Genomic DNA, 14,945 nt, shown 5'->3' with positions numbered 1-14,945 from the left:
TGTTGCGGAAAGATATGTTCCATATCTTTCATCCCTTTCTATACATTTATATTGACTAAGCTGTTCCGCTTCCGATAAACTAGAATGCAGGAATATAAGTCGAATGTCAGGCAGCAGTTCGAGACGAAGTTTCGGGCGGCTGTTTCTTTTCTTTTTACAAGTAAGGGTGCAACGTAGTCGTCTTGCCGGATGATCCGGCTCATAACAACATGGAATAGGAACAGGTGATATACATGTGTAACAGCGCGTATCGCGTGCTTTTATATTATAAGTTCGTGAAGATTGAAGACCCCGAGACGTTTACACAAGAGCATTTGCAATACTGCAAGGACCTCGGTGTGAAAGGCCGTATTCTGATCGCATCCGAAGGCATTAACGGTACGGTATCCGGAACGCCTGAACAGACGGAACAGTACATGAAAGACATGCATGCGAATCCGTTGTTCAGCGATATGGTATTTAAGATTGATGATGTGGAAGAGCATGCGTTCAAAAAAATCTTTGTTCGTCACAAAGCAGAACTGGTTACGTTCCGCGTGGACGAAGATCTTGATCCAAATGTGATTAGCGGCAAGCGCCTTTCACCGAAAGAGTTCCATGAGCATTTGCAACGTGATGACGTCATCGTTATCGATGGTCGCAATGATTATGAATACGAAATCGGTCACTTCCGCGGGGCCATCCGTCCAGATGTTGAGTCGTTCCGCGAGTTTCCGGAGTGGATTCGAGAGAACCTGGGTGACATGAAGGACAAAACCATTATTACTTATTGTACTGGCGGCATTCGCTGCGAGAAGCTGACTGGGTTCATGATCAATGAAGGATTCCAGGACGTGGCTCAATTGGACGGCGGTATTGTCACGTACGGTAAAGACCCTGAAGTACAAGGCCACCTGTTCGATGGCAAGTGTTACGTATTTGACGAGCGGATCTCTGTACCGATTAACCGGACAGACGAGGATATTGTCATTGCCAGCTGTTATCACTGTGGAACAACACATGACCGATATATTAATTGTCCAACCTGCAACCTGCAGCATGTAAGCTGTGAGGATTGCGAAGAGACGCATAACCGCTTTTGCTCGGATGCTTGCCGAGAGGCAGCACCGGTACACGCATAAGCAGGAGAGCAGGTGCTGATCGTGAAGCGCGAAGAGGAACGAACGACGCGTGAACGGATTTTGTTCATGCTGAAGCAGCAAGGTACATTGACCGCGAGGGAAATGACAGCTGATCTGGGTCTGACCGGCATGGCCATTCGCCGTCATCTGACGGCACTGGAGCAGGACGGCTGGATCGAGGTTCGGGAGGCCCGGGCTACGGCCGGACGTCCGTCCTCGGTGTACCAATTGACGGTACGCGGGGACAGCTTTTTCCCAAAATCATATTCGTCCCTTACGCTGGAACTGCTTGAAGAATTGTCTGACTCAGCCGGGAGCGGTGTGGTGGATGCATTATTCGAGAGTCGCCGAGACAAGCTGCTTCGTAGCGGATTGCCACAGATGGAGGGCCAGGATCTGGCCGGACGGGTGGAGGAACTCGCGCGAATCCAGAATGCCAACGGATATATGGCGGATGCGTCCAGAGAAGAAGATGGAACCTACGTTATTACGGAAATGAACTGCCCGATTGTGCAAGTCGCGAGTGTCTACAAGCAGGCTTGCCGCTGTGAACTGGAACTGTTCCGCTCGCTGCTTCAAGCCGAGGTGGAGCGTACCGAATGTTACGCCGATGGAGGCAAAAGGTGCAAGTATGAGATTCGCGAAGCGTCGGGGAATTAACTGGTTTATACACAAGAGATTGTTTCGATTCGTCGAGACAGTCTCTTTTTTTTTGGATAAAAATGACGTAAATACGTTATATTTATAGTGAGATGCGTGATGTAATTTGAGATAACATCCAGATTTTTTATACATAACTCAATATTAGATGGGAGGCGTTAATGATGCACGAACCGGAACCGGCTTTGAAAAAAGCCATGAGTGTATTGGAGTTTCTGAGCCAGGATGAGCAAGCACGTCAACGATATATCGACCGTCAGAAATTTCTGTGGGACGAAGCTTCCATGATTGAGGGCGCACGAGAAGAGGGTCTCAAGAAAGGCATGGAGGAAGGAATTAAAGATGGTGAAGCTGAGAGCAAGCGGAAAATCGCAATGAATATGCTCAATTTGGGTCTTGATCAGGCTACTATTATTAAGGCTACCGGGCTAACCTCATCTGAATTAGAGGAACTGCAAAAAGAAAAGGAATAAAGCACTCTGGAGCTATCCTTTGATTGACATAAGGCGACCATACCCAAAGTACATTGGGAGGGACGCCTCTTTTTTTTGAAAATTTTAAATATGCAAAATCTCATCCCGTAAGTACACTTGACACATGATTCGACTCATAATAACATACGTTATATAACATGTGTTATTAACAAGGGAAGGAGAAGAAATATATGCCACCCAAATCCGAGATTACGCAAGAAAAAGTGTTATCTGCCGCCTTTGAGCTTGTACGGACTCAAGGCTTGGAGGCGCTCACTGCGCGAAACGTTGCCCAGGTACTCCATTGTTCCACCCAACCCATATATAGTCTCTATAGTAACATTGAAGAGCTAAAAGCAAACGTCTATGACAAGGCTGCCGAATTCGCCCGTCACAGTATGGTGGAGTATAAGGACGATGCCAATTCCCCTGCTTTGAACCTGACGATTGGATTCCTGTACTTTGCACAGAACGAGAAGCAGTTATTTCGAACGTTGTATCTTTCGGGTTACCGACAATACAATCCCCATACCGATCAGTTTCTGGGTGAAGAATTAACCACGTTCTACATGCGGTATAGCAAGCGATTGCAGGATGTATCGGTCGAACAACTCAAGCGTATTTTCCTTAAGCTCACGATATATCTGATTGGCATTGGAACACTTCTGAACTCTCACACCCTGGAGCTGGAGATGAATGAAGCGATTGACATGATCCGGGAAATGTACGAGATGTTATTGCATAGAGAAGGTCTCACTTATTAAATCCGTTGAAGGAGTGAGCATCATGGTCCATAGGCTCGGCAACAAAATTGGAGAAGGTGGATGTGCAGAAGTATTCGAATGGGAAGACGGGAGCAAGATCGTTAAACTGGCTAAACCGAACACGATTACGGCTGCTTTGGAGGCCGAACTTCATCATTGCCGAATCGCTTCGGCGTGTGGGTTGCCTGTTCCCAAACCATATGATCTGGTGACCGTTAAGGGGCGATCAGGTATTGTATTTGAACGGATTGATGGCGAGACAATCATGAAGCGTTTTGTAGACCAATCAGTAGAACAGTCCAGAATACAGGCGCCTTTGGATGTCGGCATAGATTTCGTGAATGCCCGAATTACAGCCCAGCTATTTCATCAGATTCATTCACATGCTGTGTCCAATATGCCGAGTCAGCGGGAAAATATCAAACATAACATTGTTGAAGCAAAATACTTGTCTGAAGCGGAGAAAGCTGCCGTTATTGCCCAATTGGATCGATTACCCATGAGGCAGCAACTATGTCACGGTGATCCCAACCCGGGTAACATACTCCTTCGAGATCATGATGCAGTCATTATTGACTGGAACAATGCCTCTACCGGGAATCCGGAAGCAGACTTGGCCGAATACATTATTATGATTCGATATGCGATACTGCCCCCGCATCTGCCGCATGAAGCGACGGTTGTCCTGAATGCGACGAGAGATTACAGCATTGGTGTCTTTATGGAGGAGTATGAGAAGTTGTCCGGTATTGGTTATGCAGATATCGAACCCTGGATTGCTCCCGTTGCGGCGCGCAAATTGATCGCGGATGCCATATCGGATGCGGAGAAAACAATGCTTGTGGACGAGATTAGAAGAAGACTTCATACTCCATTTTCATGAGTAGGACCTTATTTTGTTGTATCCATGGTGACCATCTACAGAACAATGTGGGTGGTTTTTTGTTTAATGTAATGTTTTCTATCACAATCATACGATGAAAGTAAATTGGAAGCGGTTCAACCATTGACGGATATCGGGACGCCCCTTAATATTAGGGGAACAATAAAACACCAACACGGGTCATGGACTTCAGTCGCATGAGAAAAGTCTATATTTGTCTGCTTTTGTCGATCAAAGCAACAATGCGTTGAAGCGTTCGTTTTGTCCCGCCCTATCGTGTCAATGGAATTCGATAAGGGTAACCACATTTTATAAGATGGAGAGGGGTTCTCACACATGAAAAAGAAATTTTGGATGTCACTCATGATGGTTGCTTCAATGATCGTTGCGGCAGGTTGCGGAAATAACAGCGGTACAGGTTCGGAATCCGAAGGATCGGGGAGTACAACAGGTGGAGGCAGCGAGGAAAAGTCATACCAGATTGCCATCTCCCAGATTGTTGAACATCCATCCCTGGATGCTACACGCGAAGGTTTCATCGCAGCCCTGAAGGATGCGGGTATTGAAGAGAACAAGAACCTCAAAATCGATTACAATAATGCGCAAGGTGATTCAACGAACAACCTGTCCATTGCACAGAAAATCTCAGGTGATTCCAAAAATGATCTTGTACTCGGAATCGCAACACCATCTGCGCTGGCTCTGGCTCAACAAGTGAAGGACAAGCCATTGTTGTTCGCAGCAGTAACAGACCCACTGGGTGCAAAACTGGTGACCGATATGGACAAGCCGGGCGGCAATGTTACAGGTGCATCCGACACGAATCCGGAGGCTATTGTACAATTGGCTGACTTTATCGCTAAAAATCTGCCGGATGTGAAAACGGTAGGCTTGGTCATTAACGAAGGTGAACCAAATGCGGTGGTTATGGCAGATAACGCAGAAAAAGCGCTCGCAACACATAATATCAAGCTGGTGAAAGCACCAGTTACGAATACATCTGAAGTAAAACAGGCAACGGATTCTCTCGTTGGCAAAGTAGACGCCTTCTACATTACGCTGGATAATTCTGTCGTGAGTGCGGTGGATACGATTATCCAAACGGCGAACAGTAATAAAATTCCGTTCTTCTCCAGTGATCGGGATACCGTTGAAAAAGGAGCTTTCGCAACGGTTGGCTTCAAATATTATGACCATGGATATCAGGTGGGTGAGATGGCCGCGGACATTCTGAAAAATGGTACGAATCCTGGTGATATGAAAGTCACCGTTCCGGACAAACTGGATCTGATCCTGAACCTGAAAGCAGCTGAAGCCCAAGGTATCACGGTTACGGATGAGATGAAAGCGGAAGTAAAAGACCAGGAAAACAACATTATTCAATAGAATCAATTCATAATACCTTTAGTTACTTCAATCAAGGGTAGATATAGATCAAAACGATTCAATTTGTCTATATCTAGTTACAAAAACAATAGTTTAATGAGTTATGAGATTGATTCAATAATCTGACCGGAGTGTAATCCGGCAATATGGATGCGAGGCGAACGTGCAACGGGTTCGCCTCATTCTTTTCGATAGACAGGGAGGAAGTAGCGTGAGTATAAGCTGGAATTCAATTGAAGGGGCGATTGAGCTGGGGCTTTTATATGCACTGATGGCACTGGGTGTATATATTACGTTCCGCATACTCGATTTTCCTGACCTTACCGTAGACGGAAGTTTTACAACAGGAGGCGCAATCGCGGCGGTTATGATCTCCAATGACTTCTCTCCTTGGCTCGCCTGTTTGGCGGCAATGGCTGGCGGCATGGTGGCCGGGGCTTGTACAGGTTTGCTTCATACCAAAGGCAAAATCAACGGATTGTTATCTGGGATTTTGATGATGATTGCGCTCTACTCCATTAATATGCGTATTCTTGGCGCACCGAATAAATCCATTATGGGTATGGATAATCCATTCTCAGATGAGCATGTCATGGTTTTGATCATCATCGTAGTGCTGGTGTTTAAAATCATGCTGGATCTGTTCATGAAAACTGATGTTGGACTGGCACTCCGCGCGACAGGTGATAACAAACGCATGATTCGCAGCTTTGGTGCGAATACCGATGTGACTACGATTGTAGGTGTCAGCTTATCCAATGGATTGGTTGCCCTGTCTGGTGCATTCATTGCACAGCAATCAGGTTTTGCGGATATCACGATGGGCATTGGTATGATCGTCATTGGACTGGCTTCGGTGATTATCGGTGAAGCCATTCTTGGTGCAAGAACGGTCTTCTGGGCTACACTTGCAGCGATCGTTGGTTCGATTATTTACCGGATTGTGGTTGCACTTGCCCTACAGGTCGAATGGTTTGATACATCTGATCTGAAGTTGATCACCGCGGTGATCGTCATTATCGCCCTTGTATTCCCAACGATGCAGCGCTCCATGAAGCAGCGAAGTCTGGCTCGCAAACGAACGGAAGAGTTGATGCGATCCGGGGGTCATCAGACGAAGGGAGGTATGTGATCATGCTGGAGATTACACAAGTAACCAAGCTGTTCAATCCAGGCACAACGGATGAGAAGACCGCGCTGGTTGGCGTGAACCTGACGATGAATCCGGGAGATTTTGTGACGGTGATTGGCAGTAACGGAGCAGGTAAATCTACGCTGATGAACATCATTTCGGGTGTAATGAAGCCGGATATGGGTGATGTACTGATCAATGACCGCTCCATTAAAAACCTGCCAGAGCACAAGCGCAGCAGTTGGATTGGCCGGGTGTTTCAGGACCCGATGGCAGGAACAGCACCACATATGTCCATTGAAGAAAATATGGCGATGGCATACAAGCGTGGCAAAGGACGCGGACTGGGCTTCGGAGTTACCCGTGCCAGACGGGAGATTTTCAACACGCAACTGGAGAAGCTGGGAATCGGACTGGAAAAGCGACCTAACGCGAAAGTGGGTCTTTTGTCTGGCGGGGAGCGGCAGGCACTCAGCCTGTTAATGGCTACGTTTACCCAGCCGCAGATTTTGTTATTGGATGAGCATACGGCAGCCCTTGACCCTTCACGTGCCGAACTGATCACGGAACTAACGGAGACACTTGTGCGTGAGATGAGACTGACTACATTGATGGTGACGCACAATATGGAGCAGGCCATTCGTCTGGGTAACCGTCTGATCATGATGGACAAAGGCCGAATTATTCTGGATGTCAGCGAAGAGCGCAAGCGTACGTTGACTGTCCCTGAGTTGCTTGGTGAATTCGAACGGATTAGCGGCAAAAAAATGGCAGATGATCGTGTCGTGCTGGGTTAAGGCAAGGTAACACTTGTTGGAAGAACAGATATACGTAGCGTGATCTACAATCTAAGCCATCTATACGATAGACCATAAAAACCTTTTGCGTTCTCGCAAAGGTTTTTTTTGTGGTATGTTGAACACGTTGAAGAAAAGAACGAATCTATATTATTTCGGAATAGCGAATTATACATAGTAGGAGGACCTGACATGTCTTTGCAATGGGATGAAGGAACATATACGGTCACTCGGCGAACGGAATCCATTCCCCTGCTCGCCAAGGAATTTGCACTGCTGCATTTTCTGTATGAAAACAAGGAAAAAGTCTTCACCCGCAGTCAACTGCTGGATCGGGTATGGCCCCTTGAATATCCGGTTGAACGCACCGTGGACGATCATATCTATCGCCTGCGCAAGAAATTGAAACGCTGGGATGAGATCAGTCTGGACACGGTACGGGGCTATGGATACCGGCTTGCTGTGCAGGAGAACAAGTCCGCTCTACCCGCTAGCCCCTCTGCTCAGGACCCAGAAATGCAGGAAGTCATTCACGGATTACTTCGCAAATATCACTTGTTTGGGCAGGGAAATGCCATACAGACCCTGGTTCAACAGCAGGAAGCGCTGGGTATCCAGATTGCCCCTTATTATCAGTTGTATATTCATTTTATACAGGGAGATCTGGAGTGGCTGATTACAACCAAAGAAATTGCTTTCGAAGAACGCTTATACTGGTTATTAATTTTTGTCCATTCGCTAATTGAACCATCAGAAAGCTTACCTTTGTATGAGCAGGCATTGAGTTCATCTGCATTGTCTGCCGATCAGCTACGCGAACTCCGCATTCTGAACATCGTTGAGGTCTATGTAGAGGTGGGCCAATATCAACGGGCCAAAGCGCAGCTGGAAGAAACGTATCGTGTAATAGAGACTGACGAGCTGAAGAATTTCAGACTGCCTGTAGCACTTGCAGCGTTGTATGTGGAACTGTGGGGTGGCAGCGGTGAAGCTGTTGAAGCTCAGATGGCAGTCCTGCGGTCAGGATTGAAGGAAGCCCCGTATCTGCGAGAGATTGGACGTTTTCAGGTGATGGAGGGGTTATGGTTACTTCGGCAAGGACGAGTTCGTGAAGCGGAACTTAGAATGGATGATGGCCTGGACGTATTGAAGATGTCTCTGAACGCACCGCTATATCTGAATGCTGCCTTTCAGATTCTCCAGTTCATGGCTCAACATCGAATTGAAGGCAGAATTCGGAGTAAGTATCGTCAAGTGTATGCAGAAATCGGCAAAAGTTACGGTGTTCCCACATATGGACAGCAAATTGTAGATGAAATACGTAACTTTTTATCTCCTATCTCCCCATCCTCTGATCTTCCTCTGATATAACTCCTTTATGATTACAGCCAAGGAACATACAGCCCGCTAACGGCTGTAATCAAGGGAGGAAGTACACGTATGACCGTCATTTCAAATGAACCCACATCCAAGGAATCCACCGAATCACTCGTGGAATCTTCCAAAAGCTTATGGACCAACCTCCGGTTTGTCCGCATGTTTATCGCATACTCGCTGGCTACGTTTGGAGACTGGTTCGATGCACTCGCCATCCAGGTGATGGTTGCCTACCGTTGGGGCGCCGATCCGTTGATCATTGCCCTTATTCCTGTATGTATGGCTGTCCCGGGCATACTGCTGGGCTCCTTTGCAGGTGCCCTGGCAGATCGACTGCACAAAGTGAAAATCATGATCCTGTGTGATGTAATCACCGTGGGATTAACCGTTGCTATTTTATTCGCACCAAGTCCGGTATGGCTGCTTCCACTTCTCGCCCTGCGAGCGATGATGGGGGTGTTCCATGTTCCCGCCCAGCAGGCGCTAACCCGCCAGGTAGTGGCAGAAGAGCATCTGTTTCAGGCATCGTCCCTAAACGGTTTTGTAAGCCAGTGCTCTAAAGTGGCGGGACCACTTCTAGGTGCAGTCATTTTGGCCTTTTTTTCACCACAAATCTGTATTGTCATTAATGCCTGTACCCGCCTGTTGTCGGGTGCGGTATTATGGCCCTTGCGGCGTTTGGTGGAGAAGTTGGAGTCCGTTGCATCAGACGGAAGTGCTAATAGTGAAAAGGATGGATCGGAATCTTTGTTCTCCCAGTGGAAGCAAGGCTGGCGTTTTATACAGAGCAGTCGCACCGTGCTGAGTACGATTCTGTTCGGCTGTTTTGGACTCATGGCCATTCTTATGATTGATTATCAGTTTACGACCCTGTTTCGGGAGATCAAGCCAGGTAATGAATCACTGCTCGGCTGGTTGGGTTCATCTGCAGGCGCAGGAGCAGTCGTCATCATTTTGTTGTTAAATCGCTTGCCGAGAATTGGGTATGGGTGGGGACTGGGTGGTGGATATCTGTTCGTAGGTGCCGGAATCGCTGCGTTGGGGTGGATCGGCCCACAAACACCTGAAATTTGGGTCATTATCTGGGGGCTCTGCATTGGGATAGGTAATGGACTCTTTATGGTAACACTGAATTATTTGTTGCAAAAGGAGACCCCTCCTGCCTATGTAGGGCGCGTCTTTGGCATTCAAAATTCACTATCCAGTGTTGTACTGGTGGTAGCTCCACTTGCAGGTGGGGCGCTCATTCGAGTTGCAGGGCCGAGCCCCACTTTTCAATATATCGGTCTCGCTACGCTCGTGATTGGTCTTGCCGGCATACTGCTACAGCGTATCTTGTGGGAGGGAAAGCAACCTCTCATGTCTGAAGCCAAAGAGACTATTCCGCAGGAATCGGTCTGACAGACTTGTCCGATTTCTAACATCATTGTATCCACAGTCAGACAACTAGCCATATTGAAACTTGGGGTCTCTCTTAATAGCTAACTGTTCCTACCATAAAAGAGTGAGGAGATAACCATGGGTTTACTAAAGCTGAGAGAAGCGAACTTACATGTAAATAAGATACGACAAGCGTATCTTCAATATTTTAGGAATTGATGATGCATTACTTGATCCTGATATAGTTCCTTATCTTGAATATGAATCAGAGGAGAGAAGCCGTGAATTATGGGTTACTAAACCTTGGAGCATTGACGCCCAACTGTTTTCTTATCAAACGATTGTAGATTCTAAGGAAGAAAAAGTGAGAGATCAATTCCCAAAACTATTCTTCGATGAAGAGTACGTCTTGTTCTGATTGAGCTTGAATATTCAAAGAAACGGTGCTCCTCATCGGTATTTTTTTAGTGATTATACCTTGGATCTGGTGCGGAAACATATAAATATGGTTTTTATTTTCTCATATGGATAATAAATTATTATTTTTTATAAAATTCCATAACTTTATACTGAGATAAGGTGTTCTTATTATAACTAGATACATTTAATACATTAATTGTATTTGGTTGTACGTAAATAAACCTAAGAGAAGGGAAATTGAAAAATGAAGTTGAAGTTGAAGTTTCCTGTAATTCTGTCTCTAGTAGTGGCAATGGTAGGAGGTACCAGCTCATCTGCTTTTGCTGAAACTGAAAATACAGTTTCGGCCGAGTCTAATGTATCAAGAGCATTTATCGTTGAAGATGGGGTTAAAAAAGAGCTTAATACTGAGCAGTATGATCTTTTAATAAAAGAAAATGAGGAAAAACAACAACTTTTAGAAGCACAGAAAAGTATTATGACTAATAGAATTAATATTGGGGATTTAAAGAGCCGTTCTAATGATGATGATTTGATTACACCATTTGCTTTGATTGATCGAAGTAGATACGTTCAGGCTGGATTCGTACCTACAGTGTATCGGCAAAATTTAGCTCGCAGAATTTCCGTTCCGGTTTATAATTCTGGGACACAAACTGTCACTAGAACTATCTCCTTTGCGGCTTCACAATCCTTTACGAGTAACGTTAGTTTGTCCGCTTCCCATACAAAAAAAGCTTTTACTGCAGGGGTATCAGTAGGGGCATCGTGGAGCAACTCATACTCTAACACTGATGCAATTGCTCAACCAATACCGCCAAAAAAATACTCATGGATGCAATATACTCCCAACATGAGTAATTCTTTTGGTACAATGTATGAAGAACTATGGAACTTCGATGGTAAGACCAATGTGAAAATAACGGATGAGAAATATTTTCTAGACGTTTATATCGCGAAAAAAGGAAATGCAGGGTTGCCTGATGGGCTCTATGTAGTAATGGAAACTGATACAGTTCCGAATTAAAACAAATCTATTGATACCAAGGAGGAATGATTATATGAATAAACGGGCAGCAGGTATTACCCTCCTTGTCATCTCTGCCATATTGTTTATTTCGAGAAATACTACACACTTTATTGTTGCGGCAATTATGGGGCGCAAAGATAATGTTTTAGGCGAGGGTATGTTTGAGTACGCTTTGTCAGTTACTAAATCCTTTTCTTTTATCCCAGAAATAATTGCACTATGTCTAGGAATTATTTATCTAGTATGGGCTGAAATGGACAAAAAGAAAGAAATGCATTGAATAATAAATCATCGTTTTACTCATTCTTAAAGAGCATCCATATGGGTGCTCTTTTTGATCTTAATGATTAAGCTTACTCTCTAAACGGAAAATAGGATGGATACCTAGATAAAGATCTTCTTCAGAGAAGGTCTTTTTTGTTGTTTCTGGGGGCTAATGCTACCGGCTCTAAGGCGGCCAGAGCGTCCACCTAAGAGCCAGCAGGCACTGCTGCGGAGTTACTCCGCTCTAAGTTCCTGACCCTCGTTTAACATCCCGCAGCGAGCCAAAGTCTAAAGCAGACTAAACTCTATTCTTTAAAATTTGTCACCTCGCATCGATTTTGCAATAATGCAAATATCTTGATAGTGGAGGTAAACACTGAGAAGAGTAACAGCAGCTAAAAATAGGGCTAAAAGTCGGATTTTAAACCTCATGAAAATGGCAGATCCTATTGAGGATGAAGTCGTGAAACAAGTCATACATCCGGATGATCGTATCTTAAGTGAATCTATAATCGATTTTTATGTCCGTGAGAATATAACACACTGTAAGCATGAAGTTTTACGTGTCGCCGCCACATTAGGTGGCCATTACATTCTCGTAATCTACTTAGAAGGTATAAGTGAAGATAACTTATTAAAACAGGAGTGGGAGCAATTTAAGATGCTCTGTGCTGAACAATCGGTAGAGGTAACGGATTATGATACAGTGCTTTTCTTTGATGGTTCGATCTTTATGCTTTTAGGGAAATAAGACAGGTAGACACTAAAGAGATTTTTTTTAATGTGTGTCGGCCGTTTGCTATCCTAGAATGTTATATATTGAACGAATCACACTTCCCACCAGGCGAAATAAGCAGTGGAGGCCATCAGTCCACCAACCGAAAGGGATCCGCTGACAGAGAGGTTAATAGCTTGACCCGGAGGAACCACGTAACGGCCAAATTCATTGGATAGAAACGGCCCTGCTTGAAGGGGCATAGCCATCAATGAGGTCGCTCCTGAAGGCGCTGCAGCAGAGAACCGTACTGTGGCTACGCTGGTATTGCTGCTGGAAAGATTGCTGTTCACCGATGTTAGTGTACTGGGAGAGCTTAGCGTTCCATTGGCGGTCAGACTCATGGAACCGCTGAAGGATGACAACAGATTCAGTGCAACCGTGATTCCGCCGGAGAGCCGGGATACGTACAGGGTCTTCCCGCTCCCTGCTGGATTGGCCAATTGTACGGTGGCGATAACTGTTCCTCCCAGCAATCCCAATGTTGTGGAGTTGGTGGAACCTGCATTGTACAGATTGCCTGTACTGCCAGCATTATTCTCCGGAGGAGCAACAATGCCGGGAGAAATGTACGTGTTGGTGTTGGACGTATAGACGGGCAGATTTAATGGATTAAATACATTATTGTTTGGCACAGTGTGCACCTCCTTTTATCAGGATCTGCTCAGAATTCCCACCAGAAGAGGTTAATGGCCGCAGTCTGACTGCCAGTTCCTAAACTAATGGATAGTGATTGTCCCGGCGGAACAACAATGGAACCGTTTAAATCCAAAGAATACATTCCCGCAGTAAGAGGTATGCTGAGCAAGCTTGTGAACGTACCCCCAAGAGTGCCGGTATTTTGTCTGGTGGTCACGATGCTGGTGTTGGCGTTGCCAAGCAATGTATTGACGGGTACAGGTGTACTTCCTACGGTCACAGTGCCGCCGGAATAAACGACCAGTGTAGCTGCAGCAGTTGTACCTCCCGAAAGGCTGGCAATACGTACTGTTCTGCCACTTCCAGTCGCATTCAGGATTTGAAGAAGAAGGTTTTGGCTGGAAGGAATCGATATATTATTTGTCGTCAGGGCAAAAAAACTGCCTGCCGCAGCCGCACCGGTATTTACCGAAGCCTCAATACCCGGGGCTGCATAGGTGTTGGTCAGTTGAGTGAACAGGGGCCCGTTAGACTGGTTGAATACATTAGAATTTGTCATCTTGTCCCCCCCTCTGAACAGATTGAAATGGCTTCACGATACCATTTGTTTCGCATGTCCTCATTACTTTCAGTGTATGTAAGAAAAAGAGAAAGCGTTTGGGAACTGACTGCAAATTCCAAAATAACGGCAGTTGCCGTGCCCGTATATCCAATCCGGGCATACGATGCGTAAGCACATTTTTTAAGGGGAAATCGAGATGAGTCGAACAGCAAAGCGAAGCAAGAAGAGAACGAAGCAACCAACTAAATATGTCAGTCGCCGTCGCTCCCGTCATTCCTGCCGCGCTAAATTGCTGAAACCCCCTTGTTCCCGGATTACTCGTCCCCGGTTCAAGCAGGGTGCTTCCTCACGTACGAAACTCCCTGGTGCTATTCATTGTTTTACAGAGCATACGTATGTCGGGGCCGAAACCAGTAGCAGCATGGATTCACTCCCGGCACAAGACACCTCATCACTCAGCATGTATACCTATGGCGTTGTGAATCGGGGGAAACATCCGGCTCTTGTACAGATCCAGATCAGCCCCAATGCCGTGGACTATGCTGTGGACAGCCAGGAGATGGTCGCGGGAGGCCAGACCAAAGCGCTGGTACCATTGCGATTTTTGCGTTATACCCGGCTTGCAATTCGATCCGTTGAACCGGATCAGCCGACCCGGCTCGACGTTTACTTTCAGGCGCAGCGTATGCCATAAGGGAGTATGATCTCACAGATTTGACCAGGGAGGAGGACGAGGCACATGCCTAACTTTACAACGTTTAATACGAATCCGGATAATCTGAGAACGTTGATTTTCGGCCAGGATAGTACAGGCACAGCCCAGCCTGTCAGAACGGATACGAGCGGGAACGTGGTTGGCATTATTTTGGACGGAACCATCAGTAACATCTCAGGTTTGACCACGGTTACAATTAACGCCGGAACCATTACCAACATTTTGAACGGAACGATCACGAGTGTACTTGGAGCCACAGTTACAGCGGGTACATTAACGAACTTGCTAAATGGTACGATCACAAGTGTATTGGGAGCAACCGTGACCGCAGGTACATTAACGAACCTGCTCAATGGTACGATTACCAGTGTGCTCGGAGCCACGGTGACAGCGGGAACCCTGACGAACCTGTTGAATGGTACGATCACAAGTGTACTGGGAGCAACGATTACCGCCGGAACGATCACGAGTGTGCTCGGAGCCACAGTGACAGCGGGAACGCTGACGAACTTGCTGAATGGTACGATTACAAGTGTATTGGGAGCGACCATTACCGCTGGAACGATC

At 46.1% G+C, this 14,945-nt stretch carries 16 protein-coding genes and 1 pseudogene; 15 read left to right on the top strand and 2 right to left on the bottom strand.

Going from position 1 to position 14,945, the window contains the following annotated elements; translation table 11 throughout:
- Positions 1 to 233: 233 nt before the first annotated feature.
- The 13 genes from trhO (at position 234) to QVE09_RS22490 (ending at position 12,438) form a co-directional block, all read left to right on the top strand.
- Positions 234 to 1,121, top strand: a complete 888-nt coding sequence (trhO, locus tag QVE09_RS22550; RefSeq protein ID WP_062836769.1) for an oxygen-dependent tRNA uridine(34) hydroxylase TrhO — start codon at positions 234 to 236, stop codon at positions 1,119 to 1,121.
- A gap of 12 nt (positions 1,122 to 1,133) precedes the next feature.
- Complete coding sequence (locus tag QVE09_RS22545; protein WP_084174359.1) at positions 1,134 to 1,781, top strand: helix-turn-helix transcriptional regulator; 648 nt, start codon at positions 1,134 to 1,136, stop codon at positions 1,779 to 1,781.
- A 161-nt stretch (positions 1,782 to 1,942) separates the two neighbouring features.
- Complete coding sequence (locus QVE09_RS22540; RefSeq protein ID WP_315938606.1) at positions 1,943 to 2,254, top strand: hypothetical protein; 312 nt, start codon at positions 1,943 to 1,945, stop codon at positions 2,252 to 2,254.
- A gap of 191 nt (positions 2,255 to 2,445) precedes the next feature.
- The gene (locus QVE09_RS22535; protein WP_315938605.1) at positions 2,446 to 3,018 is read left to right on the top strand and encodes a TetR/AcrR family transcriptional regulator; all 573 of its coding nucleotides are present in this window, start codon (positions 2,446 to 2,448) and stop codon (positions 3,016 to 3,018) included.
- Positions 3,019 to 3,040: 22 nt separating this feature from the next.
- Complete coding sequence (locus tag QVE09_RS22530) at positions 3,041 to 3,901, top strand: aminoglycoside phosphotransferase family protein (protein WP_315938604.1); 861 nt, start codon at positions 3,041 to 3,043, stop codon at positions 3,899 to 3,901.
- 336 nt (positions 3,902 to 4,237) lie between these two features.
- Complete coding sequence (locus QVE09_RS22525; RefSeq protein ID WP_315938603.1) at positions 4,238 to 5,287, top strand: ABC transporter substrate-binding protein; 1,050 nt, start codon at positions 4,238 to 4,240, stop codon at positions 5,285 to 5,287.
- 211 nt (positions 5,288 to 5,498) lie between these two features.
- The gene (locus QVE09_RS22520; RefSeq protein WP_315938602.1) at positions 5,499 to 6,419 is read left to right on the top strand and encodes an ABC transporter permease; all 921 of its coding nucleotides are present in this window, start codon (positions 5,499 to 5,501) and stop codon (positions 6,417 to 6,419) included.
- 2 nt (positions 6,420 to 6,421) lie between these two features.
- Positions 6,422 to 7,216, top strand: coding sequence for an ABC transporter ATP-binding protein (locus tag QVE09_RS22515; RefSeq protein ID WP_036606660.1), 795 nt, complete (start codon positions 6,422 to 6,424; stop codon positions 7,214 to 7,216).
- A gap of 192 nt (positions 7,217 to 7,408) precedes the next feature.
- On the top strand, positions 7,409 to 8,587 hold the full coding sequence (locus QVE09_RS22510) for a winged helix-turn-helix domain-containing protein (protein ID WP_315938601.1): 1,179 nt from the start codon (positions 7,409 to 7,411) through the stop codon (positions 8,585 to 8,587).
- A 69-nt stretch (positions 8,588 to 8,656) separates the two neighbouring features.
- Positions 8,657 to 9,994 carry an MFS transporter gene (locus tag QVE09_RS22505; protein WP_315938600.1) on the top strand — a complete coding sequence of 446 codons (1,338 nt, stop codon included), beginning with the start codon at positions 8,657 to 8,659 and terminating at the stop codon, positions 9,992 to 9,994.
- A 643-nt stretch (positions 9,995 to 10,637) separates the two neighbouring features.
- Complete coding sequence (locus QVE09_RS22500) at positions 10,638 to 11,420, top strand: hypothetical protein (protein ID WP_315938599.1); 783 nt, start codon at positions 10,638 to 10,640, stop codon at positions 11,418 to 11,420.
- A gap of 34 nt (positions 11,421 to 11,454) precedes the next feature.
- A complete protein-coding gene (locus tag QVE09_RS22495) occupies positions 11,455 to 11,703 on the top strand; it encodes a hypothetical protein (protein ID WP_315938598.1) in 249 nt (82 codons plus the stop codon).
- Positions 11,704 to 12,117: 414 nt separating this feature from the next.
- Entirely contained in the window at positions 12,118 to 12,438 is a 321-nt protein-coding gene (locus tag QVE09_RS22490; protein ID WP_315938597.1) for a hypothetical protein, read from the top strand.
- 77 nt (positions 12,439 to 12,515) lie between these two features.
- On the opposite strand, the gene QVE09_RS22485 is transcribed toward QVE09_RS22490, so the two are convergent.
- Both QVE09_RS22485 and QVE09_RS22480 read right to left on the bottom strand, forming a co-directional pair.
- The gene (locus QVE09_RS22485) at positions 12,516 to 13,097 is read right to left on the bottom strand and encodes a hypothetical protein (RefSeq protein ID WP_315938596.1); all 582 of its coding nucleotides are present in this window, start codon (positions 13,095 to 13,097) and stop codon (positions 12,516 to 12,518) included.
- Positions 13,098 to 13,126: 29 nt separating this feature from the next.
- Complete coding sequence (locus QVE09_RS22480; protein WP_315938595.1) at positions 13,127 to 13,660, bottom strand: hypothetical protein; 534 nt, start codon at positions 13,658 to 13,660, stop codon at positions 13,127 to 13,129.
- Positions 13,661 to 13,859: 199 nt separating this feature from the next.
- Between QVE09_RS22480 and QVE09_RS22475 the strand changes: the two genes are divergently transcribed.
- On the top strand, positions 13,860 to 14,357 hold the full coding sequence (locus QVE09_RS22475) for a DUF6385 domain-containing protein (protein WP_315938594.1): 498 nt from the start codon (positions 13,860 to 13,862) through the stop codon (positions 14,355 to 14,357).
- 45 nt (positions 14,358 to 14,402) lie between these two features.
- Positions 14,403 to 14,945, top strand: a pseudogene (locus QVE09_RS22470) (hypothetical protein); the annotation flags it as partial.

Origin of the sequence: Paenibacillus sp. ClWae2A, assembly GCF_032452295.1 — a bacterium.
In the GTDB taxonomy this organism is placed as follows: Bacteria; Bacillota; Bacilli; order Paenibacillales; family Paenibacillaceae; genus Paenibacillus.
Note: the sequence above shows the minus strand (reverse complement) of the source record. Positions and strands in the feature narration are given on the sequence as shown.

Excerpts from the sequence above, each read along its gene's own strand:
- trhO (WP_062836769.1), top strand. The coding sequence starts at position 234 with ATGTGTAACAGCGCGTATCGCGTGCTTTTATATTATAAGTTCGTGAAG.
- QVE09_RS22540 (WP_315938606.1), top strand. The coding sequence starts at position 1,943 with ATGATGCACGAACCGGAACCGGCTTTGAAAAAAGCCATGAGTGTATTG.
- QVE09_RS22535 (WP_315938605.1), top strand. The coding sequence starts at position 2,446 with ATGCCACCCAAATCCGAGATTACGCAAGAAAAAGTGTTATCTGCCGCC.
- QVE09_RS22530 (WP_315938604.1), top strand. The coding sequence starts at position 3,041 with ATGGTCCATAGGCTCGGCAACAAAATTGGAGAAGGTGGATGTGCAGAA.
- QVE09_RS22525 (WP_315938603.1), top strand. The coding sequence starts at position 4,238 with ATGAAAAAGAAATTTTGGATGTCACTCATGATGGTTGCTTCAATGATC.
- QVE09_RS22515 (WP_036606660.1), top strand. The coding sequence starts at position 6,422 with ATGCTGGAGATTACACAAGTAACCAAGCTGTTCAATCCAGGCACAACG.
- QVE09_RS22510 (WP_315938601.1), top strand. The coding sequence starts at position 7,409 with ATGTCTTTGCAATGGGATGAAGGAACATATACGGTCACTCGGCGAACG.
- QVE09_RS22505 (WP_315938600.1), top strand. The coding sequence starts at position 8,657 with ATGACCGTCATTTCAAATGAACCCACATCCAAGGAATCCACCGAATCA.
- QVE09_RS22500 (WP_315938599.1), top strand. The coding sequence starts at position 10,638 with ATGAAGTTGAAGTTGAAGTTTCCTGTAATTCTGTCTCTAGTAGTGGCA.
- QVE09_RS22495 (WP_315938598.1), top strand. The coding sequence starts at position 11,455 with ATGAATAAACGGGCAGCAGGTATTACCCTCCTTGTCATCTCTGCCATA.
- QVE09_RS22490 (WP_315938597.1), top strand. The coding sequence starts at position 12,118 with ATGAAAATGGCAGATCCTATTGAGGATGAAGTCGTGAAACAAGTCATA.
- QVE09_RS22480 (WP_315938595.1), bottom strand. The coding sequence starts at position 13,660 with ATGACAAATTCTAATGTATTCAACCAGTCTAACGGGCCCCTGTTCACT.
- QVE09_RS22475 (WP_315938594.1), top strand. The coding sequence starts at position 13,860 with ATGAGTCGAACAGCAAAGCGAAGCAAGAAGAGAACGAAGCAACCAACT.